This window comes from Aliterella atlantica CENA595, from assembly GCF_000952155.1.
GTDB lineage: Bacteria > Cyanobacteriota > Cyanobacteriia > Cyanobacteriales > Chroococcidiopsidaceae > Aliterella > Aliterella atlantica.
On record NZ_JYON01000006.1, the window covers coordinates 94,810 to 112,601 of the forward strand.

Consider the following 17,792-nt stretch of genomic DNA (forward strand, 5'->3'; position numbering starts at 1 on the left):
ATCTCTAAATAATCAGTATTTCGATAATGAGCTTAGTTGAAGAAGTCTTACAAAAATTGCCAGGAGATGTCTTAGGGGGCTTGCGAAAAAGCGATCGCCTGCTAAAATCCTTACGAGAAAATACTACACCTATTCCCCAAGTAGTAACTCAAAGCGACGTACCGCTAGAAAATATAGATTGGGATGTAGTTATTTGTGGTGGCACATTAGGAATTATTATTGGCTATGCATTGGTGAAGCGAGGCTGGCGAGTAGCTTTGCTAGAACGGGGAATTTTGCGCGGTAGAGAGCAAGAATGGAATATATCGCGCTCGGAATTAGAGGTATTTGTTGAATTAGACTTACTTAGCGAAGAAGAATTAAAAAAAGCGATCGCCACTCAATACAATCCCGCTCGTGTCAGCTTTTTTGGCGGTACAGAAGTATGGGTAAACGACGTTCTCAATATCGGCGTAGATCCTGTCTATCTCTTGGAAACCTTAAAAACTAAATTTTTAGCTGCTGGCGGTAGTTTGTTTGAAAACACTCCATTTAGTACAGCAGTAGTTCACCCCAACGGCGTTTTAGTAGCCGACACATTCAAAACTCGCTTGCTCGTAGATGCTATGGGGCATTTTTCGCCTATAGTCCAGCAAGCCAGACAAGGACAAAAACCAGATGGTATATGTTTAGTAGTGGGTAGTTGCGCTCAAGGATTTACTCAAAATACTACAGGCGACTTGTTAGCCTCATTTACTCCTATCCAAAATCACTGTCAATACTTTTGGGAAGCTTTTCCAGCGCGAGATGGGAGAACTACATATCTATTTACCTACATGGATGCAGATCCCCAGCATCTAGGTTTAGAAGACTTATTTGCCGAGTATTTACGTTTGCTGCCAGAATATCAAGGTGTAAATATCGAGCAATTGCAACTAAAACGAGCGCTGTTTGGGTTTTTCCCAGCATACCGCCGTAGCCCTCTACATTTCCCTTGGAACCGAATTTTACCAGTTGGAGATAGTAGCGGTAGTCAATCGCCCTTAAGTTTTGGTGGCTTTGGTGCGATGGTACGTCACCTCAAGCGTTTGACATTGGGAATTGATGCAGCACTCACTACAGAGCAATTATCATCGTCAGCATTAGCACTACTGCAACCTTATCAACCGAGTTTGAGCGTTACTTGGTTGTTCCAAAAGGCAATGAGAGCAGATATCGAGCAAAAACTGGACTCGAATCAAATTAATCAGCTACTTTCAGCAGTATTTTTAGAAATGCAACAATTAGGCGAACCAGTATTAAAGCCTTTTTTGCAAGATGTAGTCCAGTTTCCAGCCTTAACGCAAACTCTAATAAAAACTGCCCTCAACCATCCCCAATTAATTGCTCAAATTATTCCCCAAGTTGGATTTGTTAGCTTAATAGATTGGACTATCCATTACATCAATTTAGGAATTTATACAGCTTTATATCAGCTAGGCGTAAAACTAGAGCCAACGGTGAAAAACTTGTCACCCCAACAGCAATATTATTATTACCGCTGGTTGGACTCTTGGCAGTATGGTGCTGGTAACGACTACTAACTTGCCATCAAACTTGTCAAATCGTGTTCTATAGGCTGGCGACTGCGAATCACTCGTGCTGGTACGCCAACCGCGATTGAGTAAGGCGGAATACTTTTGGTTACTACTGAACCTGCGCCGATAACGCTGCCTTGCCCAATAGTAACTCCATCGAGAATTTTTACACCAAAACCCAGCCAACAATCATCCCCGATCGCAATTCCCTGACGAGTAATGCCTTGTTTGTTGATTTTCTTGGTAGGATCGGCAAAATTGTGATTATTAGCAGCGATCGCACTGTGCGCTGCAATCATACAGTCTTTACCAATTTTGATATTACCTGGACCTGTCACGCATACATAGGGTCCAACAAATGTGCGATCGCCAATTTCAATCGAGCAATCACTACCTGCGCTTCTAATATCAACGCCATGTTCGAGGGTGACGCTAGAGCCGAGATTCATGCTATTTTTGGCACACCTGAGCGCAATCCGAACGCCACGAGAAACTGAAGTTCCAGCACCAATTTCAATATTATGAGCGCCAATAAATTCAGCGCCGTCTTGTATATAAACTGAGCCTTCTTGCTTTTTAAAGATAAAGCGGTATGCTATATTTCTGATTAATACTCCCAAAGCAATAGTAGGAATCCAGTCCACACAAGTAGTCAGTAAAAGTTCTTTAATCCGCATCAATCTTGTAGATTCTTTAATTGGCATAATTTTCAGACTCCCAACTATAGTTTGCGGTTATGACTTCTTTATTTGTTTGAGCGCGATCGCCTTTCCAGTGCGTTTAAATTTTGTAAGTAGCTATATCGTTACCTAGAATTAGACATATTTTTGCCCAGATACTTTGCATAAAAATAGTAATTGCTTTTGCAAATTAATTTTGTGCAAATTTTATCGGAAAATATATCAAATAACTTAAATTTGTAACTACTATTTGTTCTACTTATGGCGGACAATCCCCAACATTAGACATTACATTTAAGTCCGCCATCAGCGCAATTATATAAAGACTACCTCGGATGCCATGTCTACTTTCTTGCATCCAATTTCTATAATTAATTATTTTCCTGGCAATAGAAAAAACCAACTTACAATCCCTTTTCTACTATCCACCCACTTAAAGGTAATCTTAACAATTCAAGTCAGTAACTTTATGAAGTTTAGATAAAGATATCCGTACTACCACCGAGGGAAATTATAAAGAAATCATAAAGAAACTTCTCGCCCCAGGGCAAAGTAGACCTGTTGCATAAGTCTATAATTTCAACGGACAAGGGGGACTCCAGGGGGATCGGATTGCTAATTTACAGAGCGTTGCCTACTTTTGCAAGAAGTTTAGTAATTGCTGCAAAAGAAGCGAAAACTGCGATGAGAGCAACAATCTATCGAGATATTAGCGATCGCTTAAAGTTGATTGAGCATTTTATGCGTCTGCGGGATGGCGCGGACAGACTTGAGAGCGCGTTTCATCTGTGCTTGCCAATCTAACACCTGTGCGGGTGTTGGAGCTAATATCAATTCTTTGTTAGGGTGCGATTCTGAGTCTAAAGGAGTTACTGGTTGCAAAAACACTGGAATTTCTGGACTAACAGCAGCTACTAATTGAGCAGCGCGTTCTAAATCGGCGGTATCAGTTTGTTGAGAAACAATTATCTTAATAAATACTTCTACTTGCGATCGCACGCAAGCTTGCAAAAATTTGGCGTGTTCCTCCCAATGCTCCTCACCGCTGACGCTAGGTAATTTTATATCCATACCTACCGAGTCTAAATAAGGCAAAATAGTCTGTAATTGGGCGGGACGATGACCGCCAGTTTCTAAATATATAGGTAAACCAGTAGCTAGTCGCACTTGAGGCAAAAATTGCTTTAAAAATGGTGCATGGAGCAACGGCTCTCCGCCTGTAAGGCTGATACTATCGTGCAAACCTGGGACATTTTGACGCTCAACCCAAGCTAATAGAGTATCGGTATCTACAGGATTGGGATGCATGGCAAAATCGCGCAATCCTGGTGTCATTTCTACTCGACACTCATCGGAAGCTACCCAAGTATGAGCGCTATCGCAATAACTGCAGCGCAAGTCACAAATGGCAAAGCGGATAAATATTTGACGAGTACCGACATTGAGTCCTTCCCCTTGAATTGCAGAGAAAACTTCGATTAATCTGGCTGTACGGTCGGTATTTATATTCATTTAAAATGGAAAAATATACTTACAAAAACTGTTATAGTGTCATCTTTTAACCATAGCTTGGAGTCTCATACCATTGACCGCGATCGCGTATTAACTTGGTTAAGAAGTCGCGTACCTCAATCTCGCATCGCTCACATCCTCGGTGTAGAACAAATGGCAATAGAGCTTGCTTGTCATTATCAAGTAGATAGACAAAAAGCTGCTGCAGCAGGCTTGCTGCACGATTTGGCAAAGTATTTCAAGCCGCAACTACTATTGGAAATTGCCCGCACTGAAGGCATAGATATCGATCCAGTCAGTGCTGCTACTCCGCACTTATTACACGCAGATGTCAGCGCGATCGTTGCTAGAGATACCTTTGGCGTAAACGATGCCGAAATATTGAGTGCGATCGCCAATCACACTTTAGGTAGACCAGGCATGGATAAACTTAGCTGTATCGTATTTTTAGCAGATACTCTAGAACCTGGGCGCGGCAATACTCCTGAGTTAGAGAGTTTGCGGCAAGTTAGCTATCAAAATTTGGCTAAGGCTGTTTGGTTGACCTGTGACTACTCCTTGAAGTTCTTACTAGATACTCACTGCTTAATTCATCCTCGGACAATTGCTACCCGCAACTGTTTTTTGCAAGCAGCCAAAGAGAAACAACCAAGCACTTTGTAGATTTTGAATCGCAAATATTAAATTCCTCAACGCTAGCCGCTCAATTTCTGCATAAATACTTGATTTTTGCTAGGATGCAGAAAAACTTTCTCATAATTATTGCCTTTGATTTGTCCGATTGAATTGCAATATAAATAAACTTTTTGAGGTTTGATGTCAGATTACCCCCAAGCAAATTTACCTTCATCAGTATTTGTGGCTGCCAATACTTCCACCTCGGCTCAAGAAGGCTTAGATGAAAGTAGAGAACTAGCCTTGAGCGTAGCAAGTGCCGCCGCAGACCGTAAAGCTGGAGACATAGTATTGCTCAAAGTAGCAGAAGTATCTTACCTAGCTGACTATTTTGTATTAGCAACAGGCTACTCTAGGGTGCAGGTACGAGCGATCGCCCAAGCAGTAGAAGACAAGGTAGAAGAGAATTTTCTCCGCCGCCCCTTGCGCTCCGAAGGCAAAGCTGAGGGAACGTGGGTGCTGCAAGATTATGGCGATGTCATGGTGCATATCATGATGGCTAAAGAGCGAGAATTTTACAATCTAGAAGCATTCTGGGGTCATGCCGAAAAAATTGAGTTGCCTGATGACATCGCGCTAGGGGATGAAAAATATGATTGAGTCAACGCTAGCAGTTTGCCCCGTACCTACAGAACAGCAACCCCTAAATGAGTACGAAGAATTGAAAGAATCAGTCTTTTTTAAGACTTGTACTTTAACTTGGCAGCAATATGTAACTAAACTTGCTTGGCTGTGGGGTATATCGTGGCTAATAGCTGGACCTGTAGCCGCTGCTAGCTTTGCTCCCCATAAATATATTGCTCAATTTATCCTGTGCGGTGGTGCGGGGGCGAGTGTGGGCGTACTGTTAGTATTGGTACGAATGTATTTAGGTTGGTCTTATGTAAAAAGTCGCTTGGTCAACTCGACAATTTTTTATGAAGAGTCGGGCTGGTATGACGGTCAAACCTGGACTAAACCAGAAGAAATACTAACCCGCGATCGCTTAATTGTCACCTATCAAGTTCAGCCAATTTTGCACAGACTGCACAAAACTTTTATTGGTTTTGCCTTGATGCTAGGTGCGGGTATTTTTGTTTGGAATTTTTTATAAAACTTTAGCGATCGCGTCAGCGCAAATGATACATTTTTACCCATGACAAGGGGAAAACGAACTCAAACGGCAGAACTTGAAGTCAGGTTACTGCGTGAAGGCATTATCGAATCGAGGCATCTAGTCCAAGCTGTTGTTTGCGATGACCGAGGGCGGGTTTTATCCGTTGCTGGCAATGCGGAAACGGCTACATTTGTGCGATCGGCGCTGAAGCCATTTCAGGCTTTGGGCGTAACTACAACTGGAACTCTAGAGCGCTACAACTTAAATGACCGAGACTTAGCAATTATCTGTAGTTCCCACAAAGGGAGTATAGAGCAGGTGCGTCAAGTCTTTAATATTCTCTGGCGGGCTGATATCGATGCTTCTGCCCTGCAATGTCCTATCCCTGAAGGTAGAAGTAGTTCGCTGCAATACAACTGTTCGGGCAAGCACGCAGGTATGCTAGCTGTATGCCAGCAAAGGCATTGGCCCTTAAATACCTACTTGCAGCACAATCACCCGGTACAGCAATTAATTTTTGGCAAAGTTGCAGAATTGCTGCGGATGCCCGCAGCAGAGTTTATTCACGCCCGCGATGACTGCGGTGCGCCAACTTATTTGCTGCAATTAACCCAAATGGCATCTTTGTATGCTCAACTTGCTTCCGGCATGAGTTTAGATATGGAGCGGATTGTCCGCGCCATGACTCACCATCCGGCACTGGTGGCAGGAGAGGGCGAGTTTGATACCGAATTAATGCGCTTGACGGAAGGGGAGATTGTCAGCAAAGCTGGGGCTGAGGGTATCCAGTGTATCGGTAGAATCGGCGAGGGTATGGGTTTGGCAATTAAGGCAATGGACGGCGCTAAACGAGCTAAGTGTGCTGTGGCGATTTATCTGTTGCAACAAATGGGGTGGATTACTCCTAGCGTTGCCGAAACTATGTCTGAGAGGTTTATGGAGCTAAACAAATTCAAGCGTTTGGAAGTAGTTGGAGAATTATCTATGCTTTAGTTGTCAATTTTGATAATAAGGGTTATAGTAGATAAGGCGGCGCGGGATAGAGCAGCCTGGTAGCTCGTCGGGCTCAACAAGCAAGATTAACTATACGCTTAAAAGTTAGTTTTGTGATGGGCGGTACATGAAGTGATTCATGTGCGTTTACTTGTCAAATTCGGGGAAGCCAATAGCGCGGTAATCCCGAACCAAGCTCTAGAAATAGAGAAGGTGTAGAGACTGGGAGGCAAGCACCCAAACGGTTAAGCCGAGGGTGAAGGGACAGTCCAGACCACAAACTGGTTCATCCAGGCAGTGAAAGCTGTAGATGGTAAGCATAACCCGAAGGTCAGTGGTTCAAATCCACTTCCCGCCACTTAATTTACAAAACCCTGCAATACTAAGAGATTGCAGGGTTTTGTTCTATGCTGGTTATTAAGAAAAACTTTAATTAGACGTATTGGACACAAAGCTAAGAGGAGATATAGCAGAGCAAGCCGCAGTTCTTCATGCCTTGAAACGTGGTTGGGGAGTGCTGAAACCTGTAGGAGATAGGCTAGCTTACGATCTAGTCTTTGATGTCTATGAGGTGCTAATCAAAATTCAGGTGAAGTATGCTTGGTGGGACGAACCTTCTAGTAACTATATTGTAGATAACCGTCGTACTAAGACTAATAGGCGATTGATGATTAGAGAAGGATACAAACAATCGGACTTTGAATTTGCTTTAGCATACATAGAGCAACTGGATCTATTCTATGTTTTCCCAGTAGATATATTTATTGGCTACGGCAGCGAAATTCATTTAGTAGAAGCTACTAAACGGCAAAGAAAGACCCGTTCTGCAAATTATCGTGATGCTTGGGGATTAATATTACAAAGAGCTAAACAGAAAGAAGCTTGCGAATCACCGCTTGTTAATCCAGAAAATATTGTTATTGAATCTGTATAGCGAAAATCGCTACTCAATTGTGTGACTGAGTTAATAAAATACCGTCAATTAGGAATATTGCTGCTGATTTGGCTAGTGGGTGCGGCTGGTGACTTGTTGTGGTTAGCGCTCGATAATGCTGTCCCTGATTGGGATCGGGCAGATTATTTGACGGGAAGTTTGAATTATTGGCACGCTTTGCAGCAAGTTCGCTGGCTAGATGGTGATTGGTGGCGCAGTTTTTGGCTGCTTTCTAGTAAAATTCCTCCATTTACTTATACTGCCGCTGGTGCTATTCAAAGTTGGGTTGGTACTGGTGTAGATCGAGCTATGCTAGTCAATCTACTGTTTAGTGGGGTGCTTTTGAGTGCGGTTTATGGGCTGGGAGTGGAGTTGTTTGATGCTGAGGTGGGGCTGTGGGCTGCTGGATTATGTCAGCTTATGCCTGGGCTTTATCGGTTGCGATTAGATTTTTTGCTAGATTATCCGCTGGCGGCTGTTGTTTGTTTGTGTTTTTGGTGTTTGACGGTTTGGAGAGAACGAACTGCCAAGACGCGAAGAGAAGAAGGGACTTGGTGGTGGGCGATCGCTTTTGGGGCTTCGTTTGGGGTGGCTTTGTTGGTGAAGCAGACGGCTTTGTTGTTTTTGCTGATACCGATTGTTTGGGTTGGGGTAGAGGCGGTTGTAGGGAAGCGCTGGAAACTGCTGTTGCAGTTAGCGGTTGCTTTGGTTGTGGCGCTGGCGATTTGTGGTTTTTGGTATCGGGTTAATTGGCTGTTTGTGTTGACTTCTGGGAAACGGGCGACGATTGATTCGGCGATCGCGGAAAATGACCCAGCTTTGGATAGTTTGGCTGCTTGGTCTTATTATTGGCAGGTTTTACCTTATCAGGTTTCTTGGTTGTTGCTGGTTGTGCCGATTGGTGGTTGGCTGCTTTTTGGCTGGTGGCGATCGCGTAGGCGGGAAAAGAAATTTTTTGATGCTCGGTTTGGTTGGTTGATGGTTTTTTGGCTGGGTGCTTATTTACTGTGTTCTTTGAATGTAAATAAGGATAGTCGTTATGTTTTGCCTTATTTGCCTGTAGTGGCGCTGTTTCTAGCTTATGGGTTGAGGTTTTGGGCTGGGCGTTTGGCTGCTGTTCGTTGGGTTACTCTTGGTTTTGCTGGGTTGTTGATGTTGCTGAATTTGTATCCTGTTGGCGGTTTGGGTAATGCTTTAACGGCTGTTTTTAGTCCTTATGCTCAACATTATGCTTACTTGAAGCCAGAATTGCCTCATCGTCAGGTAATTGGGGAAATTGTCCGCCAGCAACCTTATTTACGTTCTACTTTGGGTGTGTTGCCTTCGACGGCAGAATTTAATCAACATAATTTTAACTATTTTGGCGCTTTGCAGAATTTTCAGGTTTATGGTCGTCAGGTGGGTACTAGGGAAAAGCAGATTGATCGAGATGCGCGTAGTATCAACTGGTTTTTGACTAAATCAGGGGATCAAGGCTCGGTTTCTGATGTTCAAGCCAAAATGGTAGCTGCTGTTGAGCGATCGCCTGATTTTCAATTAGATCGTAGTTGGCAATTACCGGATAGTACCTTAAATCTTTATCGTCGCCGAGTGATTCCTGTAGAAGTGCAGGAAGGTGGACACAGGGGGATCGCCCTATCGCAAGTTACTGTACCAGCAAGTTCTCCGCCTGGAGTAGCTGTACCTGTAACTTATGAATGGTCTGGATCTTGGGACAATCTACGTTCTGGCTTAGTGCTGCTAAGTTGGGAAAATCAGCAAAATGCTACTGGCTGGTTGCACGATCGCGCTCTGGGTATGGGGAATTTGTATAGCGGTACTGCACTCCAAGGCGATCGCCAGTTTCATGTTACCGAACGCTTGGCGATGCTACCGCCACAAGATACGCCTCCAGGAATTTATACGCTTAAATCTGCTACTTATTTAAACCGATTTACTGGCGAGAGTTATGCAATTTCTGTCCCGCCTGTGAAGTTAGAGATTAACTCTGCTAGCAAGGCTGTTTCAGCGCCAGAATTAGATTTGGCTACTCAATTACGAACTTTAGCTGCAAGTTTGCCTCAAGGAACTAAGGTAATTGAGTCTATATTTGCCGAAGTTGCGCGGATCAATCAGTACGATCCGATTCAAGACTACCTCAAACAAGTCGAGTTGACGATGAAATATCGGCTAAAGTCAGAACCAGCAAATCCTGCTTGGGCTTATGCTCTAGCTTTATCAGAGGTGCTGCAAAGAGATGTTGATGGCGCGATCGCAGCTTTAGAGCAAGTAACTAAGCTAGACGAGCAAAATCCCTACGCTCATGCTTATCTAGCGTTTGTGCGTCTCTACAATTTTCAACCCCGTTTTGCCCAAATATCTATCGATCGGGCGCTAACACTTAACCCCAATATCAAAGAATTGCAACTTCTTGATGCCATTGCGGCTTTAATGCAGGGTAATTTAATTAAAGTTTGGCATTATCTACCTCTAATTAAATCCCTTTAATCTATTGCAAATGTCGCATCAAGATTGACTCTAATTGGGGAATGCCAAAAGGCTTGCTGAGATAATCGTCAGCGCCAGCTTCTAAGCATAGATCGCGATCGCCTACCATTGCCATAGCTGTGACCATTACTACTGGTAAATGCCTCAAATCTGGTTCTTGACGCAAACAGCAAATTAAATCTAAGCCTGTCACTTCATCGCGCAGTTGTACGTCTAAAAGAATTAAATCTGGAGCGAAGCGTCTGACTCGCTCTAAAAAATTACTCGCATCTGCTGCATATTCAATCTCGTAGCCGATCGCTTCTAGATAATCTTGCAATAGCATGGCAGTGCAATCATCATCTTCAACAATCATAATCCGTTTGGGTGCTTGCAGTCGTGGCGATTGCTCTTGTTCGCTGCAAACACCGTCGTTGCAAGATAAAACAGTTGTCGCATCGGTTGGTAAAAACAGTGTGAATTGGCTGCCTTTACCTAATGTTGATTGTACGGTTACGTCGCCACCGTGTAGTTGAGCTAGTTTGCGTGTCAAAGCAAGTCCCAAGCCCGTTCCTTCATATTGACGATTTAAGCGGCTGTCGAGTTGTTTGAACGGTTGAAATAAAAACTTTATTTGCGCTGGAGCGATGCCAATGCCTGTATCTGATACTGTAAAAGCAATACCTTGGGGTACTTGTTGAATCCGCAAGGATACTGTGCCTGCTGGAGTAAATTTCACTGCATTTGTCAGCAGATTGAGTAACATTTGTTTAACTCGACGCTCGTCACCTATACAGGTGTCAACTTGCGGATCGATTTGATGAATTAATTGCAGTCCTTTGGCTTGAGCGCGATCGCGTACTAATGCCAAACAAGCATCTGACAGTTCTTTCACATCTAAAGGTACGCGCGTAAGTTCTTCTCTTCCTGCTTCTACTTTGGATAAGTCGAGAATGTCATTTATAAGTGCCAAAAGGTGTTCGCCGCTGCTATGAATGCAACTTATATATTCTTTTTGCTTGGCATTAACTTCACCAAAAATTTCTTGTTCTAATAACTGCGACAATCCTAGAATCGCATTTAAAGGTGTTCGCAGTTCGTGACTCATTGTTGCGAGAAACTCACTTTTTGCTCTACTTCCCGCTTCTGCGGCTTCTTTCCTGTCGCGCAAAGCACTTTCTATTTGTTTGCGATCGGTAATGTCTCGCACAATACTTATTACTTCGTCATCGCCACTTGCCACAATTCGCGCTTCGTAATCGTGTAATTTGCCGTTAACTGGCAACTGATATTCAACTGCTTGAGGTTCGCCAGTAGATAATGTTCGCTCGATGCGTAACATTAGTTGCTGAGCTATGGCTTGTGGCAGTATATTCTCAATTTGTTTGCCGAGAAATTGACTAGGAGTAGTATATAAGTCGCTATCTTTTGCCGCTTTAAAGTCTAATACTGTGCCATTTCTATCCAATCGAAATATTAAGTCAGGGATAGCATCTAATAAAGCTCGGTTTTTTGCTTCGCTTTTGCCTAAAGCTTCCTCGGCTGATGTTTGCTCGGTAATGTTGTTAAGAGTGCCGGAAATGCCAATAATTGTACCATCGCTATCTACAATCGGTCGGGCATAAACTTCTAGCCAACAGTAGCCGCTATTAGCTGTTAGATAGCGCACTTCATTGCGACAAAAATCTTTTTGGCATTCTAGTAGCGGCGCAAATAGCTTGATATTTAGTTGGCGATCGTCTGGATGAACGTAATTTAAGTAGTTTTCGCCTATACTTTCGCCAATGCTGTAACCTGTAATTTCTAACCAAGCAGGATTTAAAAATGTCCAGCAGCCTGCTATGTCGATCTGAAAAATTACTTCTTTGAGGTTGTCTACTACCGAGCGGTAATTTTGTTCGCTTTGGTGCAACGCGGCTAAAGTCCGTCTGTGGACGATCGCGCTGCCAATGCTAGCGGCGGCGGCTGCTAAAATTAGTTGTTCGGTTTCCGTCCATTGGCGATCGCTATGGCAATCATCAAAACCGATAAATCCCCAAAATTCTCCAGCAACAAATATTGGTACTGCTAATACAGAGATGATGTTTTGCGCTTGGAAAATTTCCCGCTCGTCTGGGGGAAAATTTCGGACTAAGTTGCTTAAAGTTTGCCCTTGCGTCAGCGTCTCGTACCAGCGCGGAAATAAGCAAGCAAACGGCAAATTTTGGAATATAGGGTTATTAATTTGACCTTCGACTGGAGATTGACACCATTCAAAGCGCCGACTCATCAACGGTTCTTTTGTCAAGCGATCGCTATGACTTTCAAATATATATACCCGATCTACTCCGCACGCTTTACCTAAGCTAGCAAGAGATTCGTTAATGGCACAGGAAAAATCTTGAGTAGTAAGCAGATGATTTGTAGCACGAGCAACGCCTGCAAGCAATCGCCCGCAGGATCTTTGAGTAACTTCTGTTTGCTTGCGTTCTTTAATATCGCGTTTGATGCCGACATAACTCAATACTTCACCCTCACGACTTTTTACAGCGAAGGTTGATAAGTCTAGAGGATTTACTATGCCATTTTTAGCAATGCTACAAACTTCTCCATGATAACTACCGCACTCTTCTAGAACTCTAAGTATTTGCGCGAACTCTGTATCGCCTAAATGAAGTGCTGGTGTTTTGCCTAAAAGTTCCTCGTCAGAGTAACCCAATAGTAAGCGATGAGCTTCGTTTTGTCCTAAGTAGTAGCCTTGAGGGTCAATAATTGCGATTGCATCGTTGGCATTAGCAATAATTTCTTTGTACAATTTTAAGTCTGCTACTAATTGCTGGCGTTCTGTAACATCTTTTTGAGTTAAGTTTAGTTGGTTTTGTAAGCTGCCTAGTTGGATGGCGATCGCTATTTGAACTACAAGTTCGTTTAAAAAATTTATTTCCGCTATTTTCCACTGACGGCAGTTAGATTGCGCTAACTCCAGCAATCCCCACAATTTGTTACTCTCAATAATTGGTAATATCAACTGTGCTGCAATTACTGGATATATTTCTAACGGATAGTTTTCGTTATTTTGCCGAGGAAAGCTAGGGATGAGACATAGACATTGCCCGTAAGTATTAACAGCATTTTCTCCTACATTCCCCGATTGGGCTACTATTTGAGTTCCTTCTATATTGTTAATTTGCCAAATAGCCGCGCCATCTAACGCGAATATTTGTTGGAGTTCTGTAACTATACTATTAAGTAGCTCGCTTATAGGTTGGGCGCAGTGAGTTTTCAGGGCAATTTCTTTCAATAAGCGATGCCTATAGTTGGCTGCGCTACTCTTGACTCTCTTGTTGGCAATCTTCACGCTCCGTTTCAAAGTCTTCTTGCCTACGTACTCCATTTGCCACTACCTTCTCACCTGTACTACATAACCAAGTTTTTACTTACACCTTCGTTAAATGTGCTAATGCTATGTTTTCTTACTGCTATAAGAACTTTTGCCTTTCACTTGGTTTTCTAACTGTTGCCAAGCCTTAAATATTCTTACTCGCATACACATCAGCGATTTGCTGAAGCTGTATAAATTCGCTCTATTCCTCTCATGCTGCCAATTGTATAATTAAAATCGCTATTACCAAAATAACATTCCTGTATTTAAATACCTATACTAGAAAATACCGATTTATCTATAACTTTTATTACTTGCGTACGTAAAATTTCTGAGTTAACACGGTCATAAGTTTATATGTGAAGAACTAAAAATCGACTTGAATTATTTTAAGGAAGGGCATTAAAATATTATTATTGAATAAATTTGCCAATAAATATTACTTAAGACAGATTTTTAATTAAACACAATTATTACGTGGTGTTAATTGATAATATTATTACAAATTTCATTGGTATTACGAGTAGGTTTTAAAACAAGGAAAGTAGAATATTTTAGTTTGAAACTTACCTAATGCAGATAGTTAATAAGAGATAGCAAAGGAAGTTTAGAGCGTGGTGTTGTGAGTTTGACAATAAAATAGATGTTGTAAAAGGGCAAAAAATATGAGCGATCGCAAGTTGAAAATAGTTTCGCTGCTCCCTAGTGCCACAGAAATTGTTGCTGCATTAGGATTGACTGAGGCACTTGTGGGGCGATCGCACGAATGCGATTATCCGCCAGAAATTCAAGCCTTGCCAGTTTGCACGCAAGCCCGTTTAAACTCTCAAGCACCTAGCAAGCAGATTGACGAGAAAGTAAATGAGGTATTGCAATCTGCCTTAAGTATTTATGAAATAAAAACAGATATTTTGCAGCAATTAGCGCCAACTCACATTCTGACTCAAGATCAATGCGAGGTATGTGCTGTAAGTCTTCAAGACGTTGAACAAGCTATTGGCAAGCTTACCGACAGTTCGCCAAAAATAATTTCCTTGCAACCAAATATTATCGCCGATTTGTGGTCTGATATCGAGCGCGTAGCTGATGAATTAGGTGTTGAATCCAACCGCTTAGTAGAAGATTTGGCAGCAAGAGTCAAAATTTGCCAGCAAAAAACAGAAAAGCTCTCAGCAATGGAACGCCCCAGCGTAGCTTGCATTGAGTGGACAGATCCGTTAATGATTGCAGCTAATTGGATTCCAGAATTAGTTATGTTTGCAGGCGGACAGCCACTATTTGCTAGTTCCGGTCAAAATTCTCCTAAACTAGATTGGGAAACATTAGTAGCCACCGATCCTGATGCAATTATTTTTATGCCCTGTGGTTTTGATATAGAAAGAACTCGCACTGAATCAATGACACTATGCGATCGCCCAAAATGGCAAAGTCTCAAAGCCGTACACAGTGGTAGAGTCTATATTACTGATGGTAATGCCTACTTCAACCGTCCAGGACCAAGGTTAGTAGATTCAGTAGAGATTTTGGCAGAAATTTTGCATCCAGAAATTTTCGCCTACAGTTATCGCGGAAAAGGTTGGGAGAGATTGGAGTAGGGGAGACAAAGAAACAGGGGAGACAAGGAGGAAAATTATATTAGTCTTTAACAAATTAACTGGTCAAGCCGCAAAGCTGCACGCCCTCTTAAATTACGAATTACGAATTACGAATTATTTAGTCGCTGATTTAAAGGAGTACCGAGGCTAGTAAGGTTAAGGGCGTAACCACCTGTAACAAGATAAACGGCTTGGGCGATCGCACCGATACGCCGGACTAAATTGCCTAAGCGATCGCGGAATACACGCCCGCTGGGATATGCTGGCACTACTCCCCAGCCTGTCTCTTCGGCTACTAAAATTACATCTTGGGCTTGAACTTGCTGTAATGTCAGCAGTAGACTTTGCATGGATTCTTGCCAGCTAACATCATCCTCAGCTAGTAGATTAGCTACCCAAGTACCCAAAGAATCAATCAACAAACAGCTAGAGACAGGTGCATTGGCGATCGCCTCAATTAAGCCTAGATGTGGTACTTCGCAAGTTTGCCAACTTTGCGGGCGGCGGCTTTTGTGCTGCGCGATGCGCTTTACCCATTCGCGATCGCTACTATCTACTTGAGCAGTTGCTAAATAAATAACCGATTTGCTAGACTTTGTAGCTAAACTTTCTGCCCATTCGCTTTTTCCCGATCTAGCTGGTCCTGTTACTAGAATAATACTCATTAGATGGAGACTACTTTTCTACGGAAAGACATTTTATTTTAATTGTCGAGCGTAGATAGAATTAACTACCTTATCAGCAGTACAATAACCAAAAATTTAGTTTGCACCAGCAGCTTGCTATCGGGTTATCAATCAAATAGTCTTTAATTTTTAGCGATCGCTCCTTATGAAAGCAGATTTAGAAAAAATTGCCGCAGCCTTGAAAAAGTTGGAATCTATGAATAATAGTCCCCAGCAGCAGCCAGTTAAATCTCAGCCTATTCCCTCTCCTATAGTGCCAGAAGCCAAGGATAGCGCTCGTAGTGCTTCTCAAGCAATTCCACCGTTGTCAGTACCGCCAAATCAGCGCAAAACGCCAACATTACCTGCATTTACTGCTCAAGGCGAGCCTAAGCCAACTCCAGAACCAGCGATCGCTAACCCAGCACCCCAAAGTGAAGATCCTGCTTTATTAGAGGCACAGGAACAAGAAATCGTGCAGCAAATTGAACAGCTTTACTATGAAGGTCCAATTGTTGACGGACATTTAGAATCTTATCATCCATCTCAGCCGCAAAGCGATGTAATTGTCTACGATGTAAGACAGCAAGTGGAGTATGTAGAGGCTGTTAGTAGTTCGCCAGGTAAAGTTACTTGCGAAGCGCCACGATCTGCATATCGCTTGTGCGGCGTTCATCCTTCTGGGCAAAATTGGTCGTATCCTTGTCCCCTCGAACAGCTAGCTAGCGTCAGTATAGCGATCGCTCGTTACGAAAAGTTGGTGCAGTTAGTAGAACGCAGACAAGCTATTACCAAGCGCCTGAGCGAACTTACTAAATCTTAAGTTTTACTCGTTCATGTTGCGATAGGTAGCAACTGCGGAAGGAGAAATTCTGTTGAGATATCGGAAAATCCAATATTTGAATATTGTGTCTAAAATTACGGGAAATGTGGCAATAAACAGAAATATAAAACTGTGATTTTCTGGTAGTCCTAAATGACGCGATATACCTGATAAGATTACTTCCCAGCCATGAGGTGAGTGAAAACCTACAAATATATCAGTAAATAAGATAATAATAAATGCTTTAGCGCTATCGCTTAAGCCGTACACAACCTGATCGATAAAGTCTTTTAATATTGCTATTTCTCGTTTACTGGTAACGATTAGCCAGCTAAAAGCTATTAAAGCACACAAATCTGCAAAAACATTTTTAACCGCATTGGTACTTTCACGACGAAACTGTTGAGCAATCTTATTGACTTCTTCTTTAGTTTGTGCTTCTAAAGCTTCTGGCGAAAGTTGAGGAAATCCATTCAAAAATTGATTAAATTTGAGCCTTTCTTCAAATTTTTGCATCTCTTGCAAGGCTCTTTCTTCCATCTCATAATTGAGGAATATATTAGCTTGGTCTGTATTTCTCCACCGATCTATTATCGGGCTAATTAGTAAGTTTTTTGATAATTGAAAAGTTAAAAAAGGTACTATTATAAATAGAAGAATTAAGCGAATAGAAGTAATTGTTCTAACTTGAGAAGAACGAAACTTCTGCACAACTTCTTCTTCAGATTTAGGGTCTAGCTCAATTTTTAGCCGATTAAGCGTACTGAGAATAGAGCGAGGCAAAATACTTGTTTCTTCTGCCTTACTTTCCTGCTTTTTAACTAATCGAGGAGCAGATAAGTTTTGCGGATTATCGTCTGTATCTACTTTTTCTAATGTAACGAGCGAAGACGATGCAGGTGTGGGTAAGTTAGTTGGTTCGGAGGCGCGATCGACATATTTGCCAACAACTTTATCAATAAAAGTAAGTTTTTCTAAAACTTCTTGAGAATAATGCCTAGCTTGAGAAGTGCGAGCATCTTTAATAATAACTGCACCATTGGTTTTTGCAGTTATTAAACTGGTAGAATTAGAATTATTAAACCAAGAACGACTAATATTAAATTCTGTCAGTCTCATGCGGACAGTTTTCAAAAACTTGTTAAGTTCAGAGTTAAGATAATTCATAACGCTACTGCCATAACGCTGGGATTGGTAAGGTATTTTTTGCCCATCAAAATACTCTTGCTCAATTGCCTGAATCATTAAAGCAGCTTGATAAGCTTCATCGAGCGATCGCTCTGGGGTATGCATATACCACTGCTGTGCCGAGAGCAAGTATGAGTAGACGTTTTGAAACCAACTAGGCTTTTTCATAGCAGGAAATTAGCCAGCCCTACGGAAGTAATTTTTAAGCTTACATTAAATGTACGAAGGATCTTAGCAAATCTACGAGG

General features: G+C 42.2%; 14 protein-coding genes and 1 pseudogene. 9 read left to right on the forward strand and 6 right to left on the reverse strand.

Annotated elements, in window-relative coordinates; all coding sequences use genetic code 11:
* Nucleotides 1-26 precede the first annotated feature (26 nt).
* Nucleotides 27-1,562, forward strand: coding sequence for an FAD-dependent oxidoreductase (locus tag UH38_RS07630; protein ID WP_045054046.1), 1,536 nt, complete (start codon nt 27-29; stop codon nt 1,560-1,562).
* Here the strand turns inward: UH38_RS07630 and UH38_RS07635 are convergent.
* Complete coding sequence (locus UH38_RS07635) at nt 1,559-2,260, reverse strand: acyltransferase (RefSeq protein WP_045054047.1); 702 nt, start codon at nt 2,258-2,260, stop codon at nt 1,559-1,561. The two genes, UH38_RS07630 and UH38_RS07635, sit on opposite strands and share 4 nt — an antisense overlap.
* Nucleotides 2,261-2,956: 696 nt before the next feature.
* Complete coding sequence (locus UH38_RS07640) at nt 2,957-3,748, reverse strand: 7-carboxy-7-deazaguanine synthase QueE (protein ID WP_045054048.1); 792 nt, start codon at nt 3,746-3,748, stop codon at nt 2,957-2,959.
* Between the two features lie 36 nt (nt 3,749-3,784).
* Between UH38_RS07640 and yqeK the strand changes: the two genes are divergently transcribed.
* The 6 genes from yqeK to UH38_RS07670 all read left to right on the forward strand — a co-directional run bounded on the left by yqeK (nt 3,785) and on the right by UH38_RS07670 (nt 9,933).
* Complete coding sequence (gene yqeK, locus UH38_RS07645) at nt 3,785-4,411, forward strand: bis(5'-nucleosyl)-tetraphosphatase (symmetrical) YqeK (RefSeq protein WP_082065335.1); 627 nt, start codon at nt 3,785-3,787, stop codon at nt 4,409-4,411.
* A gap of 153 nt (nt 4,412-4,564) precedes the next feature.
* The gene (rsfS, locus tag UH38_RS07650) at nt 4,565-5,023 is read left to right on the forward strand and encodes a ribosome silencing factor (protein ID WP_045054049.1); all 459 of its coding nucleotides are present in this window, start codon (nt 4,565-4,567) and stop codon (nt 5,021-5,023) included.
* Nucleotides 5,016-5,516 (forward strand): CGLD27 family protein, encoded by a 501-nt coding sequence (locus tag UH38_RS07655; protein WP_045054050.1) that lies wholly within the window; start codon nt 5,016-5,018, stop codon nt 5,514-5,516. The genes rsfS and UH38_RS07655 overlap by 8 nt, the downstream gene beginning before the upstream one ends.
* A 42-nt stretch (nt 5,517-5,558) precedes the next feature.
* On the forward strand, nt 5,559-6,512 hold the full coding sequence (locus UH38_RS07660; RefSeq protein WP_045054051.1) for an asparaginase: 954 nt from the start codon (nt 5,559-5,561) through the stop codon (nt 6,510-6,512).
* A 442-nt stretch (nt 6,513-6,954) separates the two neighbouring features.
* On the forward strand, nt 6,955-7,446 hold the full coding sequence (locus UH38_RS07665) for a group I intron-associated PD-(D/E)XK endonuclease (RefSeq protein WP_045054052.1): 492 nt from the start codon (nt 6,955-6,957) through the stop codon (nt 7,444-7,446).
* Between the two features lie 21 nt (nt 7,447-7,467).
* A complete protein-coding gene (locus UH38_RS07670; protein ID WP_045054053.1) occupies nt 7,468-9,933 on the forward strand; it encodes a phospholipid carrier-dependent glycosyltransferase in 2,466 nt (821 codons plus the stop codon).
* Nucleotide 9,934: 1 nt separating this feature from the next.
* Here the strand turns inward: UH38_RS07670 and UH38_RS28425 are convergent, their stop codons facing one another.
* Together UH38_RS28425 and UH38_RS28430 are read right to left on the reverse strand one after the other, a co-directional pair.
* Nucleotides 9,935-11,473: an ATP-binding protein gene (locus tag UH38_RS28425; RefSeq protein WP_456151166.1), complete on the reverse strand. Its 1,539-nt coding sequence runs from the start codon at nt 11,471-11,473 to the stop codon at nt 9,935-9,937.
* A pseudogene (locus UH38_RS28430) lies at nt 11,453-13,285 on the reverse strand (PAS domain S-box protein); the annotation flags it as partial. The pseudogene UH38_RS28430 and the gene UH38_RS28425, both read right to left, overlap by 21 nt.
* A gap of 653 nt (nt 13,286-13,938) precedes the next feature.
* On the opposite strand from UH38_RS28430, the gene UH38_RS07680 reads away from it, so the two are divergent.
* On the forward strand, nt 13,939-14,868 hold the full coding sequence (locus UH38_RS07680; protein ID WP_045054054.1) for a cobalamin-binding protein: 930 nt from the start codon (nt 13,939-13,941) through the stop codon (nt 14,866-14,868).
* 107 nt (nt 14,869-14,975) lie between these two features.
* Here the strand turns inward: UH38_RS07680 and cobU are convergent, their stop codons facing one another.
* Complete coding sequence (gene cobU, locus UH38_RS07685) at nt 14,976-15,533, reverse strand: bifunctional adenosylcobinamide kinase/adenosylcobinamide-phosphate guanylyltransferase (protein WP_045054055.1); 558 nt, start codon at nt 15,531-15,533, stop codon at nt 14,976-14,978.
* Between the two features lie 166 nt (nt 15,534-15,699).
* On the opposite strand from cobU, the gene UH38_RS24730 reads away from it, so the two are divergent.
* Nucleotides 15,700-16,356: a hypothetical protein gene (locus UH38_RS24730; protein ID WP_052672304.1), complete on the forward strand. Its 657-nt coding sequence runs from the start codon at nt 15,700-15,702 to the stop codon at nt 16,354-16,356.
* A 3-nt stretch (nt 16,357-16,359) separates the two neighbouring features.
* On the opposite strand, the gene UH38_RS07695 is transcribed toward UH38_RS24730, so the two are convergent.
* Nucleotides 16,360-17,712 (reverse strand): proton extrusion protein PcxA, encoded by a 1,353-nt coding sequence (locus tag UH38_RS07695; protein ID WP_045054056.1) that lies wholly within the window; start codon nt 17,710-17,712, stop codon nt 16,360-16,362.
* Nucleotides 17,713-17,792: the final 80 nt, after the last annotated feature.